Here is a 14,735-nt window from a genome sequence, read left to right on the forward strand (position 1 = left end):
TGAAATGGTCCACTAGGGCCTTGCCTCCTTTCAGACGGACCTCCGCGCCCACCTCAATACGACGCCCGTGCATGGGACCTATCCCCAGGACATGGTCCGCGTCGCAAAGTCGCTCGGGCTTGAGGCAGAGTGGAAGGATAACCTCACCATAGCCGATCTCGAGGCCTCGCTCCGTGACGGCGTCCCGGTCAATTGTCGACGCCCAGCCCCGGAAGGAGCCCAATAAGACCTGGGAGGAGACCTGGGCCATGGGCCACTACATGGTCGTGATCGGGGTTGACGACCGCTCCGTCTATCTCGAAGACCCCGACCTGATTAGGATGAGGCCCGTCATGGACCGCGACGAGTTCGTGCAGGCCTGGCACAACTACGAAGGAAAAATCGCCTTCGGGTCTCGGTGTCTTCATCAGGGGCGAGGCACCCGCAGAGCGCCCGTGCTTTACAACCCGGGATGTGATGCCGATGTTTGTGCCGGCGGCCCAAAGGACCTTATGATGGTAGTAGGCGCCGGACAAAGGGTTCTACGACGACATCCCGGACGGATCTGAACAGAGCTTCAACCCCACGATCCCTGATACAATCAGGAGGATACAGAGGAGGCGGGCGACGCTCCGTGACTCACCGAAGAGGAAAATCCCGGCGATGACCGTCCCCACCGCTCCGATCCCCGTCCAGACGACATACGCAGTCCCAAGTGGAAGGACGGTGAGAGACCGCGAGAGAAGGTAGATGCTCCCGGCCATCACGGCAAGGGTCGCCACAGATGGCGCGACCTTCGTGAACCCGTCGGTATACTTCAACCCAAGTGCCCAGCCGGTCTCCAGGAGTCCGGCGAAGAACAGAGTTATCCAGGCAATCTCCCGCATAGATAGATCCTCTCATATTTGGGAGGGTAAGTGATATACTTTGCCGATGTGCGGGTCGTGATCGGGCTCCCCGGGCGAGCCTTCTCCCTGCAGGGGACGGGCGTGCTGCTTCCCGGTTGCGGAGAACGGCCCCCTCCCCCGAAGGAAACGATAACGGCCGCCTGCTTCCGTCGCATTTAACATGGAAGAGTACCCTTCCCGGGACCGAAATGGCGGTGGATCGGTGAAGGCTATCATCGACAGATCGGGATGTATCTGCTGCGGATCGGCATCCAGCGAGATCACGGAGCGGTATCGGGTCAACGATAACCATGCTGAGGGCGAGGAAGACCTCGCCGACTGCGCTGTAGAAGCTGCCGACTCATGCCCGGTGACGGTCATCTTTGTAGAGGGCTGATCCGATTACGACGGGTCCGAGGTGCCGATCGGATGTACGGGCTAGGGATAATGGTCATTTCTATAATATAATAAAATTTTTATACTATTGAAACTATGGAGGAACTGCCTGAGAGTGGGATCACCCAAGGGGTGTATCAACATGATGCAGCGGGTCCACAGACCAAGGCGGTGAAGGTCTGTGAACAAAAAAGACACTGCACCATGGGCCGGAATGCGCCCGGGATCGGAACCTGTCTCTCGGGCATCCCTGTTTTCCGATGGTCTGTCCGAGGGAGCGTAGCCCCTTTCGGGAAGAAGCCACCCGCCCTTAGTAGCTGCCCGGCGGATTCTCCGAAAAAATGAGTTTTGTCTGCCGCATCAGAGTGCGGGCTTGCTCTTCAGCGCCTCGACGAGGAGCCTGATCCCTGCCTCAAGGTCGCCGGTATCGACCACCTCGACGGGGGAGTGGATATAGCGGGTGGCGATCGCGAACGGGATGCTCGGGATGCCGCCCCGTTCGAGGTGGATGATGGTCGCGTCGGTGTTGCCGCCGGTCCCGACCTCAAGCTGATAGGGGATGTCGTTCTTCTCTGCGGTTTCCCGGAGCCACGTGGCCACCCGCAGGTCGGCCATGAGGCCGCGTCCGCTCGCGCTGACCAGCTCGATGACCGGACCCTTACCCATCTCCACGCTCGCATCCTTCTTCTCGATCCCCGGGTGGTCGCCGGGGATGGTGACATCGGTTGCGATCGCGCAGTTGGGGTTTAAGGTGTAGGCACTGACTTTCGCCCCCTTCAGCCCCAACTCCTCCTGGACCGTGAAGACGCCGTATATCGTGTGGGGGGACTTCGCCTGCTGCAACGCCCGGATGAGCATCGCGACGCCGACCCGGTTGTCGAGCGCCTTCCCGGTCACCCGGTTGCCGGCAAGTTCCGTGTACTCCCGGTCAATGGTGATCGGGGTGCCGATCTCGATGCCGAGGTCGTTTACCTCCGAGGCAGAGGTGGCACCCACGTCGATGAACATATCCTCGATCTTGATCTCCTTCTTGCGGTCCTCTTCCTTCATCACGTGGGGAGGCTTTGCGCCGATGACCCCCATAACCGGCCCCTTCTTCCCGTGCAGGACCACCCGCTGGCAGTAGAGCACCGGCCCAAACCATCCGCCGATGGAGACAACCCTGATGAACCCCTTCTCGTCGATATACTGGACCATCAGGCCGATCTCGTCCATGTGGGCGGCGAGCATGATGGAAAAGTCGTCACCGCGCTTGGTGGCGATCAGGTTGCCCATCACATCCTCGGTGATCTCGTCGACCGACCCGGCAAGCTCTGCCCTGATGATATCCCTGATGTTTCCTTCCCTGCTCGAGACGCCGTGAGCGTCCGATAACTTCCTGAGTAACTCTTTTACCATTCTATATCACTCCACCAGCGCTTGCAGCCTCCCAACCGCCCGGGAGAGGTTCTCCCGGGACGTCGCGTAGCTGAAGCGTGCATAATCAGGTGCCTTCGAGCCGAACGCTTCGCCCGGCACGATGATGACACCATCTTCGATGGCCTTCTGTATAAGGTTTCGTCCCATGGGGACGAAGGCGTAGAACGCGCCTTCCGGCCGGGGGAACTCAAATCCGAGGCTGGAGAGCCCCTCATAGAGGAGATCCCTCCGTACGCGGTACTCCTCCCGCATCTGCTTAACCGGCTCCTGGTCGCCGGTGTATGCCGCAAGCGCAGCATACTGCGATATCGATGTCGCGCATGCCTGGGCGTACTGGTGCACCTTGAGGCACTCCGGAATATAGTCCTCAGGCGCAGCGATATACCCGACCCGCCAGCCGGTCATGGCGTATGTCTTGCTCGCGGCGTTGACGGTGATGACGTCGTCGCCAAAGTGGGCTGCGCTGACATGCGCCTTTTCGTAGACAAAGTGTTCGTAGACCTCGTCAGAGACGATGGTGACGCCCCGGTCGTTGCCGTATTCCACGAGGGCGCGGATCGACTCCTCGCTCTCGACGGCGCCGGTCGGGTTCGCGGGGGTGTTCAGGACGAAGAGCCGTGCCCCGTCCATCTGCTCCTTCGCCTGCTCGACGTCGATATGGAGGGTTTCATCGAGCGGCACGCCTTCGGGCCGTCCCCCGGCAAAGGTCGCCAGAGCGGCATAGGAGACGAACCCTGGGTCGGTGATGAGGACGCGGTCGCCCGGGTCCACGAGTGCCTCCATGACGAGGTGGAGGGCCTCGCTCCCCCCTGCCGTGACGAGGATCTGCTCCGGCCGGAAGGTCAGATCGTTCTCCCGTTCAAACTTCGCGCATATCGCCTCCCGCAGTTCCGGGATCCCGGCGTTTGGGGTGTAGCCGGTCTTACCCGCCCTGATGGCGGCGATTGCGGCCTCCTTGATGTGATCGGGCGTATCAAAGTCGGGCTGCCCGATACCGAGATTGATCGCGTCCGGCCCCCCGGCATCGAAGAGTTTCCTGATACCCGACATCTCTACCGACCTGACCCGGGCGGCGTACCTGTGCTCGCTCATGATTTACCTCTCACTCAATATTCGCGTGCCGGCACTGGAGGTCTTCGGGTCTGCACCGGGTGATCTCCATGAGCCGGGATATGATGGCGTCTGCAAAGACCATCGCGGTCGTCTCGAAGATGGTGCCGAGCGGCGCAAACGACTTGTGCTCGCCCATCATCTGCCTGATCTCGAACTCCGCCGACTCGTCGGCCACCCTGTCCCGCTGGCTCTCGATGATGACGATGCAGTCGGCGATACGACCGATCCTTGACTCTTTCTTCGAGGTGACGAGGCAGACCCGCCCGCCGATCTCCTTTGTGGTCTCCGAGATATCCGCAACCGTCTTGGTCGCCCCGGACCCGGAGAAGACGACAATGATGTCTCCCGACTTCATAGCCGGCGTCACCGTCTCCCCGACGACGAACGCCGAGAGGCCGAGGTGCATCAGCCGCATGGCGAAGGATTTTGCTACCAGTCCGGAGCGCCCCGCGCCCATGGTGTAGATACGGTTCGCATTCAGGATCTCGTCTATCAGCGCGTCGATCTGTTCGTCAGAGATCACATCCGCGATGGTCCTGATCTTGGTCGCCATCAACCGCATCATATTCTTAACCGGGTGATCTGTCATCGTAGTTCCTTCTGTTACGTTTCACGAGAACATACATTAGAATATCTAAGATGTGCTTTTGTGGGGGTGGTTCCCCACTCCCCCGGGCCGCCGGGACCGGCCCAGGAGAGGGCCCGGTTATTGCCAGAAACCCCCCCTGAACTGGTCCAGTGCGTGATTGGCGGCTGTGGGAATCTGAAAATCGCCTTCTTTGTGCCCTTTATGCTGATAACGATATTTTTCATGGGTCTCCGTCGCTTCTGCAACCCCAAATGCTCACTCTGGAGACGGAAAAAGGTTGCTGGAAATTACCTTGAAAATGCGCAGGAGTCCGGTGCAGCGTCCAGGGCGTGTGGGCCGATATTTGAGGTTTGAAATCCGTTCTGTGGTGTTATTTACTTCTTTAATCCTTGTCGTGGAGATTGTGGGTATATTTTCCTGTACTGGAGGCAGATCAGGCGCACCGCGGGCCACCCGCCCATCCTATCGTGATGCGGGGGCGCGGGGCGGCGATGCTCCGGGCGATCGATATGGCACGGTCTTCCTGTATCCTTATGGGCAGGGCGGGACTGTGTTTTCTCTCGCCGGTCTTCTGCCGCGTGGGCGCCAGGTGCCCTGCGAGCCGGTAGGGTTCCTGCCGCCTGCCGGCAACCGCATGGGGGCGCCTGTGGCGAAGGACGAGTCACTCCCCCGATGGTAATGCGATGCTGTCTTCCTGACATCCTGCCCCCGGGAGGCCTCACTTCCCTCTCCGGGTGACCCGGTTGAGGCGGAACGGCGTCGGGCTCGGGGCGATGGGGAACGTCCCTTCGGCCGCACGCCTGATGTCCTCAACTGAGTAGAACGCCTTCGGGGCAAACTCGTGGATGGCGTTCTCCACATCCTTGATGTTTTTCCTCTTGATCACCGAGAAGATGACCTTGCCGGGCCCCTGTTTCCCCTGGGCGTCAAGGACCGTCACCCCGTAGCCGGAGGCACGGAGGTAGTCGATGAGATTGGTTGCGTCCCGCTGGGTGATGATCCGGATGAGGGAGAGCCCCATCGCCAGGCGCTCCTCGACGAGCATCCCGACGTAGTTTCCCGTACCGAACCCGGCCGCGTAGGCGAAGTAATTGAGCGGGTTTGTGAGGTTCTGGAAGATCTGACCGATGGCAATGATCCAGATGAAGACCTCGACGAACCCGAGGATCGGGGCGACCATCTTCATCCCCCGGGCCACGAAGATGATCCGCATCGTCCCGATGGTGACATCACAGATCCGTGCGAAGAAGATGAATGTCGGGACTATAATCAGAGAAACGATTGCCGGGTCGATATCCGGGACGATGCCGAGCATACATCATGTTTGACGAGCAGACTTCATAATTATATCCATTATATAATATATTCCAGGAACCAAAAATCCCTAAAAACACAACTTATAGGATATTGCTTAAGAATGCGCGGGTTAAGAGTTGACGTGGAGCGCAGAACACCAGGATGTGATCGGGAGATCTGCCGGTGTTTTGCTCTACAGCCTGCGGTTCTCCTGCATCCATTTTGCCATCTTCCGTACTCATGGGCGTACGCGGCGGAGCAGGGCGCCGGGAGGGGCCGGCATCTGCCGACGCTTCATATCCCGCCAGACAGAACGCTGTTTGTATATCCAGTAGTCCAGGTCGCTCGGGTCGTCCGCGTAGAGCACCGTATGCGCCTCCAGGATCTCACCCCTGAGGTACCGGGGGTCTCAATCGAAGATGACGATATCATAGTGTTCTCCCGCCGTGAGCACGTGCCTGTAGATCGGAGCACGATCGGCGCCCTCGCTTAGAATGAGGCAGACATCGATCTCCGACCGCTCGTCTGCATAGCCTTTGATATGCGACCCAGATGAGGATGCCCCTGATGGACGGCAGCACCTCATGGAAATGTTCGAGGAGTCCTGCACCAGTTATCTGGAGAGCCACGTGAGCATCACCCCGGAAAATTCGCGTAAGGCTCCGGTAAGTCCTGGGATCGAGGTATACGCTATATAGTCGTTCATTCCATCGTATTCGTGGACCAGCCTGCTCGAAAGACCGTTTGCTTCCTTCAGGGATCTGCCGAGACCTGCCGGGATAACCCCCCGTTCGACCAGGTAGTCAATGTTGCTGTAATCGTCCTGTGCCGATGAATCCAGGCTGCGCCGCACCAGAGCGCAGATGTCGGCCGCTGCTTCAACTGCTTCCTGGAACTCCTTGTACATAGCCTTGCGCAGAATCCTTTCGGTGAGGACCTCTTCGGAGAAGTGCGCCTCGATGAACTCCACCCGGTCGATTAACGCCTTGCATTTCTGCACCACCCTCTCTTGGTTCGTCCCCGCGCGAGTATCCATTGATGAGGTTTCACCGGAAGTCGTATTTGGGTGTATGCTCCTTGGGGGGAATTGGAATCGCTGATGTATTGCCGGAGCGGCAGGAGGAGGATGCCTGCGTTGATGAGCGATGCTGCCTTCCCGGCGGCGGCTTGCAGAGAGCGGCGGACTTTCCCTGAGCCATTGGGTGAACTCCTCCTGCAGTCCGCCTTTCTCTTAAACACCTCATTCGCCTGCTAGCCCGGGTGCTACCTGGTGCGATTGTCGGTAAGGCCGGGGAGGCAGAAGAACGAGAACTACTTCCCGCGCATCTTAACCTCCCCGATCATCTCCTCGACCTCCTCGTAGCCGTGCTGGTAGAACTCCTCTTCGGTCGGCTCAATCTCGCGCAGGAGGCGCAGGAACTCTCCTGCGTGCTCTTTCTCCTCGTTTGCGACATCACGCATCACCTTCCGGACCAGCGGGTCGTCGGTCGATTCGGCAATCTGCTCGTAGAACTGGATCGCCTCGTATTCAGCTGCGATCGAGAACCGGATCGTCCGGATAAGTTCGTTCCGGTCCAGCTTGCGTTCCATGCGGTTCCCGGCAAAGGGATTTGAGAAATCGGGCATATCACATAACCTCCTGGGAGAGGTTGGCGGAGCCTCCCGCAGGCGCATATGCCTGAGCTTATATATAGGTTCGGGCCTGCCGTAACTGCGGCCGTCCGGGAAGTGGCACCGCCGGGATAGGGGCGGTTTTTACCCTGATGCCTCGAAGGGGCCGGATGGTGCACGGGGAATCTCGAAGGCTGTCGCGGGTTCACCAGATCCAGACCTGGTTGACCCAGTGCTCGTAATCGCCCGGCCATTCAGGTTTTGCGCCGGTGATGACCGCTTTGAACTTCTCCTGGAACCGCTGGTGGAACGCTTCGATCTCCGGGTACCGCCGCCGGGTCAGGATCGCTTCGGCGAGCGTCTTCCCGAGCTCACGGGCATCCTCTTCCGCCCGGGTCAGGGCATTCTGGTCCTTCCTGGTCGCGACCCCCACGCCGCCGACCGGCGTCGCGCCGAGCATCTGGAGGAAGTGGTTCAGGTACGTGACGACCGCCTGCTCGGCGTGATCGCCCGAGGTGGAGACCGAACACCCGTACTTCCCCGAGAGCGCCTGACACTGAATTCCATCGGCCATCCGGTCGATGAGCAGTTTCATCTGACCGGTGATCTGGTCGATGTACACGGGCGACCCGAGCACAAGCCCGTCGGCAGCCTTGATTCTCTTATAGAGTTCCGGGAAATCATCTTCCTCGACGCACCTGCCCTCCTGGAAACAGGCGCTGCACGCGTTGCGAAACCTGATATCGAGGTCTATGAGGTTCACGACATCGACCTCTGCGCCTTTCTCCTTCGCGCCTTCGAGGACCGCTGTGATAAGCTGCAAGGTGGCGCTTCTCTCGCCCCGGGGGCTCCCATTAATACCGAGTATCTTCATGGTGACAACTCCAGACAGCGGCGCCTATCGATCGCACCTGGTTATGAAGCTTTCCGGAAGGTTCCGGCCTGGACGCCTCTACGGGCCGGAGGGCAATCTCGTCGGATGCGAAGATTTTCGCGTGAGGGAGTATAACCGTGGGTCCGGTCGAGCGCTTCCACGAGGGCCTAGCCAGCCCGGGGAAGTATTGCCGCGACCGTGATCGTATAGGTGATCGTCTCTCCTGCAAGCGGGTGGTTTGCATCGATGGTAACGCTCTTCTCGGTCACGTCTACGACGGTCACCATACAGGGTTTTCCCATCACCTCGACCCTGATGAACTCCCCGGGAACCGGTTCGTGGTCGAGTTTGAGATTCTTGCGTTTAATCGTGACGACGAGTTTCCTGCGGAATCTTCCATAGGCCTTTTCCGGGGGCAGCACCACGGTCACCGTCTCGCCTGACTCTTTTCCGATCAGCGCCTCCTCAAACAGGGGGTTAATCTGATTCTTGCCGAGGGTCACCTGCACCGGATCTCCCGAGCGGGTATCCTCGAATATCTCACCGTCGGGGCGGGTGCTGGTGAAGTGCAGGAGCAGGGTGTCGCCGTCTGTCACGGGTGCCATGATTATCTAATCGGTATCGGGTAATTTTATCGCAGAATTCAATAGAACTTATCTTGAGCAATGAGAACAGGAAGCCTCAGCCGAGATTTGAACTCGGGACCTCGTCCTTACCAAGGACGCGCTCTACCGGCTGAGCCACTGAGGCTTGACGCACCAACTATGTTGGAGTTTTTCCCTATAAAAGGTTACGGCTGAAACCGGTGGATGAGCGGGGCAAGACCGCCCCTATTCCCCAGCGCGGACGGCATCGATCGCCTCAAGCGCGGCTATACTGGCGGTCACGCCCTCGAGAGTATCCACCTCGACGATGGGAATGACGTTGTTCCTGCGCACAGCATCCATCACAGCCACGAAATCGATCGATCCGGTCCCGACCGGGTCGTGTGAGTCCTCGGTACCGTCGTTGTCGTGCAGGTGGAAGTGCGCCGCCGGGTGGGCGAGGAACGCATCCAGGCACCCGTTCAGGTGTGCGTGGCCGACGTCGAGCGCAAGCCCGATCCCATCGATGAGCGGCAGGTCCTCGGAGGAGCGCAGGAAGAAGTACTCCCAGTTCCCCATGTTCTCGACGAAGAAGGTGACCGAGAGGTCGTCGGCCGCTGCCGTCAGCTCGTCAAGCGACTGCCGGAACTTCTCCACCGCCCGCTCCCGCTCCTGGCGCCACGCATAGTAACCCGGGTGGATGACCACGTCAGCCCCGATCTCAGCGGCGATGGAGAACGTCTGTGTCAGGACCTCGACGCTCGCCCGCCGGATAGGCTCAAGGATGCTTGCGATGTTGACCCCCCGGGACGGCGCATGAATGAAGTAGAGAAACGAGTAACTCTCAAGCGGTTCTGTGTTCTCCAGGTAATGCAGCCCTTCATCCATCACCTCCACGCAATCGGTTACGGGAGCGAGTCTCTCGAGCGCTGCAGGGAGCGGCTCGTGATGGAGGCAGTAGGTGGAGACGCCAAACATAATACAGGATATTCCGGCCGGTACATTAAATATCTTCGGGATATACGGCCGCCGTCTCTGTGGTCCGGTCCCCCGGGGGCTGTCGGAACCGGCCGTGGGGGCCAAATCCACATGGTTTATGGTAACCTCCTCCTAAACGAATAGATATGGCTGGCGGCTTCATCCCGGAGATTGTCGTCTCAAACCGGCTTGACAAAGCAAAGACCGAGATCTTCTCCTTCATCGAGACCAATGCCGAAGCCATCGATGAAAATTTCCCCTCGTTCTTCGGGAAGATCGCCACAATCCTTGAACGTGCAAACGTCCCCATCCCCGACCAGGTGCACGATGAGTTCATCGATGCGGTTGTATACCAGGTCTTTAACGTCAGTAAACGGGCCGGGGACCCCAGGTTCGTCAGTCGCGTCTGCGACATCGCCTGTGGGCTGAAGCGGAAGAAAGAGCGGAAAGCCGGCGCCCACCTTGCCGCTGCTGTCAAACTAATGAAGATCGGGATGCCGATCGCGGCGGCAGCCTACCTCAGGCCGTACTGGAAGCATGACGCCGCCGTGGGGTGCTGGTATGCCTACTGCCACTATATCCTCTATAAGGAGGGATCGGCCGAACCTGGTTATTCGGCCGCGGAACGGTGGAACTACCTGAAGTCCGCACGCCAGTACATGGACGAACTCGGGCAGCTGAGGCCCGGCCTGCAGCGACTGGTCAGGGGGGAGCTTGAGCAGGACTCATGGCTCGCCGAACCGTTCTGGGTGATGATCTTCCTTGCAACCGAATGGCTCCCTGATAACCGCTGGTTCCTGCAGATAGGGCTAGCGAGAGCAAAACAGGATAGAAACGATGTGGCGCTGGTGAAGATGCTCCAGATCGCCCTTGTCCGTTTTCCCGACGATATATCCTTCTACCGGGAGGCATACCACCTCAAGTTCGAGCAGGGTGACCTCGGCGATGCCCTGAGTTTCATCCGCGATATGCTCGAGAAGTTTCCCGACGATCTCGAGCCCGTCTACTACGGCCTCCGGACCGCACTCTACCTCCCGCGCGACGCAGAATACAACGGGTTTCGGAGGCTTGCCGAAGAGAGAAAGATGCCGGGGCATGTCCTGCATCTTATCGACTACGTCTACGCCGTTCTCCGGGGCAGGCAGGGGCAGGCGGCACTCTGCCTTGATGAGTTCCAGAGGAAGTACCCCTCGCTGAACTACTACTCCGACCTGCTCCGGTTCGTCACCATCGATGCCCCTGCCTGCCCTGATGGCCTCAACCGGGCGGTCTTCACCTCGGTTGACCACTTCTGCAAGAGGATGCTCAGGATCGGGGAGGCGTGAGGGGGTCTTGCCTCCGGCTAAATGCTGAAGACCTCTCACGCCCAGATAACACTATGGCATACCGCTACCTCTTCGGCCCGGTCTGCTCCCGGCGCCTGGGTACGTCGCTCGGGGTCGACCTGGTGCCGCTGAAGACCTGCACCTTCAACTGCGTCTACTGCGAGTGTGGGCGGACGACCAGCCTCACCGGGGAGCGGCGCGAGTACGTCCCGACGGACCGGGTCATCGCGGAGGTTGATGGGTACCTCGCGAAGGTGCCGGACCTCGACTACGTCACGTTTGCCGGCTCGGGGGAGCCGACGCTCCACTCAGGGATCGGCGAGATCATCTCCTTCATCAAGGACCGGTATCCACGCTACCGCGTCGCGGTGCTGACCAACAGCGCGCTCCTCACGGACCCGGACGTCAGGATCGCTCTCATGCGGGCGGACCTTGTCGTTCCGTCGCTTGACGCGGTCTCCGAAGAGGTCTTCCAGGAGATCAACCGCCCCTGTCCCGGCCTCACCGCCGGGCAGGTACTTGCGGGGCTCGAAGCCTTTGCCCGGGAGTTCATGGGCGAGATCTGGCTCGAGGTCTTTATCGTCCCGGGCCTGAACGACACAGAGGAGGAGATCCTCCGCCTGAGGGACGCTATCGCCGTCATCGACCCTGACTGCGTCCAGGTAAACACCCTCGACCGGCCCGGTACCGAGGTCTGGGTCCGGCCGGCACCGCCCCTTGCTCTCGAGCGGATCGCGTCAATCCTCGGCGGGAATGCGGAGGTGATCGGGGCGGCGTGCACGGGTCGGGCGCTGCCGCCGAAGGCCGGGGAGGTCATCGACCTCCTCCTTGCGACCATCAGACGGAGACCATGCACGATCGGCGACCTCGCCGGCATCCTGGGTCTCCGTCCGGCTGAGATCTCAAAGTGCCTGAGAGTTCTTGAGGCGGAGGGCCGGGTCGAGCCAGTACGGGAGAAAAGGGGCGTGTTTTATCGGGCGATCTGATCATTCCCATATGCGGCGGCCTCGTCTTTCGCGTGCCTCCCGCTGATTGGAGGGAAGGTGCCGGTGCGCATGGTCCCGGCAGTTCTGTTCACACCGGCACTAATATGCACTATCGGCGAGACATAATTATGAGAATCCATGGCGGTTGGTAAGGAAATCCTCGACACACTCCATTCTCTTGTAGACCGGGAGATCACGCTCATGCACATCTGCGGCACCCATGAGGCGGCGATAGCGCGTGCCGGGCTCCGGAGCGTTCTGCCTTCAAACCTCAAGATCGTGATGGGGCCGGGTTGTCCGGTCTGCATCACGCCGCAGGGTGAGATCGATGCCGCGCTGGACCTGGTGGAGAAGGGCTGCATCGTCGCTACCTACGGCGACCTGTTGCGGGTCCCGGGGTCGAGGGGGTCGCTTGAGTCGAGCGGCGGCGACGTCCGGGTGGTGCAGGGCGTCCACAAGGCCGTGGAGATCGCGCGAAATGAGCCTGACCGTGATGTTGTCTTCATATCGGTCGGGTTTGAGACCACCGCGCCGACCGTCGCCGCCGCGATCCTTGCAAACCCGCCGGAGAACTTCTCCATCCTCTCGTGTCACCGGCTCGTCCCGCCTGCGATGGCCTGGCTCCTTGAGCAGGGGGAGGCATCGCTCCAGGGGTTCATCCTCCCGGGGCACGTCTGCACGGTGATGGGCTACGAGGAGTACGAGCGGTTCCCTGTCCCGCAGGTCGTCGCAGGGTTTGAGCCAGAGGATATTCTCCTTGGTCTTGTTATGGCGGTGCAGCAGGTCCGCGAGGGCGTGCACCGGGTGGACAACGCTTACCCGCGCGCGGTCTCGCGAGAGGGGAACGTCAAGGCGAAGCGCCTCATGTACGAGGTCTTTGAGCCGTTCGATGTCGAGTGGCGCGGGTTCCCGGTGATACCGAAGTCGGGTCTCCGCCTGAAGCCGGAGTTTGCGGGCTACGATGCGCAGAAAAAGTATGGTATCGAGATCCAGCACGTGGATAAGCACTCTGCCTGTATCTGCGATAAGGTGCTGCGCGGTGTCGCCCGGCCGTCAGACTGCAGGCTCTTCGGGAAGGTCTGCACCCCGCGCACCCCTGTCGGTCCCTGCATGGTCAGCCATGAGGGGGCGTGCAAGATATGGCACCTCTACGAGTCGAAGAAGGCCTGAAACCCTCTCTCTCCGCTGGCCTTTTATATCATACCAGACAACATAATATGGCAGTCCCGGTAGGGTAGTGGATATCCTGAAAGCCTCCGGAGCTTTCGACCCGGGTTCAAATCCCGGCCGGGGCGTTCTCTGTTTTTCGATACGGATCCTATTTTCGCGCGCTTTGCTGGTGTGGTGGTGAAGACCCGTTATTCCGCCGCGAACGGTATAACCTGTCTGCCTCCAGATTGGCGTTTATTAGTATGGTCCCTCCCGGGCGTTGCGCGCCGGTGGTGTGGCTGCGCAATGCGGGCATGTATGAACCCGGTCATCCCTCACCGGGATCCCGGGGGTATCTTCACGCACTGCCCCCACCCCCCGCTACGTCTGTGCACGGAGAGAAGAACCTGGCCTGGCAGTCCAACTTCCTGCGCCCGGTGCCTCGATATTTATCGGTTCCGGAGGCCTTCAGGATGGATCCGGGAGAACAATCGACAGGCCTTCCGGCACTGCCAGAAAAATAGGCCGGAAGTCGGCGGGAGAAAATTTCCGAGGTTTTATCCCGCTCTTCCGGCTTCCCTTGCGCCCCGGCACGGGCGCATCGAGGTTTTTTTCTGGAACCCAAGATGTTGTTCGACGGTCGTCCATACACCCGCCGATCCGGCCGGGCGCAACCTATAATCTCTGTTGTTGCCAGCACCGCGTGGGTGCTAGAGGTCTCCTCCAGAGGAGGAGACCTTACTTGAACACGTCAAAGATCTGGTCGCTGCCTGTCTTGAAGAGCCGCTCCCGCTCCGCCTGCTCCTCAACAAGCGCAAGCACCGGGAGTTCCATGTCCACACCCGGGGTGTGGCCGAACATCTTCTCCATGTCGGTCTGCAGGGCGTGCATGTAGAGCGAGTTCGCGATCTCCATCGGACAGTTCTCCTCACACTGGCCGCAGTTGACACAGGAGTCCGCCACGTGGGCGTAGCGGATCAGGTGGAACATGAACGGCACGGGGAGCACGCCCGGCGGGACCAGGTAGGGCTTCTTCGTGCTGCACTCGACGCAGTAGCAGATCGGGCAGTTCTCGATGCAGGCGTAGCACTTGGTACACCGGGACGAGTCCTCCATTACCTTCTGGAGGCGTTCCTTCCCTTCACCGAGGCTCTCGAAGTAGCGTGCCCGCCACTTGTCGCCGAGTTTCAGCATCGCGTTCTCGACCTTGCCGCGGATCTCGATCCCCTTCGGGTTCGCGGGCCCTGTAGCGATGGCCCCGGCCTTCGCGGCCCTGTTCAGGAGGTCGGCGCCCTTCTCGGAGCAGACTTCGACGAACGTGGCCTTGCCGGCCTTGTCGCCGATGACACCCCAGTTCCCGCAGGCAAGGTCGGCCTGACGCGGGATCTTCATCTTGCACCGGCGGCAGTTCGGCCGGCGGCCATACCCAGCATCCTCGAGCTCGTCCATCGAGATGCCCTTGTGCTGGCCGTCCTTCGTCACGATGATGAACTGGCCCTTGTCGATCTCCTCCTTGACGACATCGTCGGGGTCGACCTCGAACTTCTCG

General features: G+C 60.2%; 17 protein-coding genes and 2 tRNA genes. 6 read left to right on the forward strand and 13 right to left on the reverse strand.

What is annotated here, in order from left to right; genetic code table 11:
• The coding region (locus BP858_RS10110) for a hypothetical protein (protein ID WP_286879415.1) at positions 1–250 on the reverse strand (250 nt) is incomplete at its 3' end.
• Here BP858_RS10110 and BP858_RS10115 point away from each other — a divergent pair.
• Positions 249–548, forward strand: a complete 300-nt coding sequence (locus BP858_RS10115) for a hypothetical protein (protein ID WP_286879416.1) — start codon at positions 249–251, stop codon at positions 546–548. The genes BP858_RS10110 and BP858_RS10115 overlap by 2 nt on opposite strands.
• Here the strand turns inward: BP858_RS10115 and BP858_RS10120 are convergent.
• Positions 522–857, reverse strand: coding sequence for a DMT family transporter (locus BP858_RS10120; protein ID WP_413788527.1), 336 nt, complete (start codon positions 855–857; stop codon positions 522–524). The two genes, BP858_RS10115 and BP858_RS10120, sit on opposite strands and share 27 nt — an antisense overlap.
• Before the next feature lie 190 nt (positions 858–1,047).
• Between BP858_RS10120 and BP858_RS10125 the strand changes: the two genes are divergently transcribed.
• Positions 1,048–1,263, forward strand: coding sequence for a ferredoxin (locus BP858_RS10125; RefSeq protein WP_286879418.1), 216 nt, complete (start codon positions 1,048–1,050; stop codon positions 1,261–1,263).
• A gap of 359 nt (positions 1,264–1,622) precedes the next feature.
• Here the strand turns inward: BP858_RS10125 and BP858_RS10130 are convergent, their stop codons facing one another.
• The 10 genes from BP858_RS10130 to BP858_RS10175 all read right to left on the reverse strand — a co-directional run bounded on the left by BP858_RS10130 (position 1,623) and on the right by BP858_RS10175 (position 9,726).
• Entirely contained in the window at positions 1,623–2,660 is a 1,038-nt protein-coding gene (locus tag BP858_RS10130) for a M42 family metallopeptidase (protein ID WP_286879419.1), read from the reverse strand.
• Between the two features lie 6 nt (positions 2,661–2,666).
• The gene (locus BP858_RS10135; RefSeq protein WP_286879420.1) at positions 2,667–3,773 is read right to left on the reverse strand and encodes a pyridoxal phosphate-dependent aminotransferase; all 1,107 of its coding nucleotides are present in this window, start codon (positions 3,771–3,773) and stop codon (positions 2,667–2,669) included.
• 10 nt (positions 3,774–3,783) lie between these two features.
• Complete coding sequence (gene hxlB, locus BP858_RS10140) at positions 3,784–4,383, reverse strand: 6-phospho-3-hexuloisomerase (protein WP_062263282.1); 600 nt, start codon at positions 4,381–4,383, stop codon at positions 3,784–3,786.
• A gap of 718 nt (positions 4,384–5,101) precedes the next feature.
• Positions 5,102–5,698 (reverse strand): DUF2179 domain-containing protein, encoded by a 597-nt coding sequence (locus BP858_RS10145; RefSeq protein ID WP_062263285.1) that lies wholly within the window; start codon positions 5,696–5,698, stop codon positions 5,102–5,104.
• A gap of 594 nt (positions 5,699–6,292) precedes the next feature.
• The gene (locus BP858_RS10150) at positions 6,293–6,679 is read right to left on the reverse strand and encodes a DUF86 domain-containing protein (protein ID WP_286879421.1); all 387 of its coding nucleotides are present in this window, start codon (positions 6,677–6,679) and stop codon (positions 6,293–6,295) included.
• 311 nt (positions 6,680–6,990) lie between these two features.
• On the reverse strand, positions 6,991–7,305 hold the full coding sequence (locus BP858_RS10155) for a ferritin family protein (RefSeq protein WP_286879422.1): 315 nt from the start codon (positions 7,303–7,305) through the stop codon (positions 6,991–6,993).
• A 190-nt stretch (positions 7,306–7,495) separates the two neighbouring features.
• Positions 7,496–8,164: a flavodoxin family protein gene (locus BP858_RS10160; protein ID WP_286879423.1), complete on the reverse strand. Its 669-nt coding sequence runs from the start codon at positions 8,162–8,164 to the stop codon at positions 7,496–7,498.
• A 167-nt stretch (positions 8,165–8,331) separates the two neighbouring features.
• The gene (locus tag BP858_RS10165; RefSeq protein ID WP_074175354.1) at positions 8,332–8,769 is read right to left on the reverse strand and encodes an FKBP-type peptidyl-prolyl cis-trans isomerase; all 438 of its coding nucleotides are present in this window, start codon (positions 8,767–8,769) and stop codon (positions 8,332–8,334) included.
• A 72-nt stretch (positions 8,770–8,841) separates the two neighbouring features.
• Positions 8,842–8,914, reverse strand: a tRNA-Thr gene (locus BP858_RS10170).
• 80 nt (positions 8,915–8,994) lie between these two features.
• Positions 8,995–9,726 (reverse strand): sugar phosphate isomerase/epimerase family protein, encoded by a 732-nt coding sequence (locus BP858_RS10175; RefSeq protein ID WP_286879424.1) that lies wholly within the window; start codon positions 9,724–9,726, stop codon positions 8,995–8,997.
• Positions 9,727–9,872: 146 nt separating this feature from the next.
• Here BP858_RS10175 and BP858_RS10180 point away from each other — a divergent pair, with 146 nt between their 5' ends.
• The 4 genes from BP858_RS10180 (at position 9,873) to BP858_RS10195 (ending at position 13,332) form a co-directional block, all read left to right on the forward strand.
• Entirely contained in the window at positions 9,873–11,051 is a 1,179-nt protein-coding gene (locus BP858_RS10180; protein WP_074175356.1) for a hypothetical protein, read from the forward strand.
• Positions 11,052–11,104: 53 nt separating this feature from the next.
• On the forward strand, positions 11,105–12,037 hold the full coding sequence (locus BP858_RS10185) for a radical SAM protein (protein ID WP_286879425.1): 933 nt from the start codon (positions 11,105–11,107) through the stop codon (positions 12,035–12,037).
• 138 nt (positions 12,038–12,175) lie between these two features.
• Complete coding sequence (gene hypD / locus BP858_RS10190) at positions 12,176–13,207, forward strand: hydrogenase formation protein HypD (protein WP_286879426.1); 1,032 nt, start codon at positions 12,176–12,178, stop codon at positions 13,205–13,207.
• Positions 13,208–13,260: 53 nt separating this feature from the next.
• Positions 13,261–13,332 (forward strand) — tRNA-Arg (locus BP858_RS10195).
• 592 nt (positions 13,333–13,924) lie between these two features.
• Here BP858_RS10195 and BP858_RS10200 read toward each other — a convergent pair.
• On the reverse strand, positions 13,925–14,735 hold an 811-nt coding region (locus BP858_RS10200), incomplete at its 5' end, for a Coenzyme F420 hydrogenase/dehydrogenase, beta subunit C-terminal domain (RefSeq protein WP_286879427.1).

Source organism: Methanoculleus sp. UBA413, assembly GCF_002502935.1.
Lineage (GTDB): Archaea > Halobacteriota > Methanomicrobia > Methanomicrobiales > Methanoculleaceae > Methanoculleus > Methanoculleus bourgensis.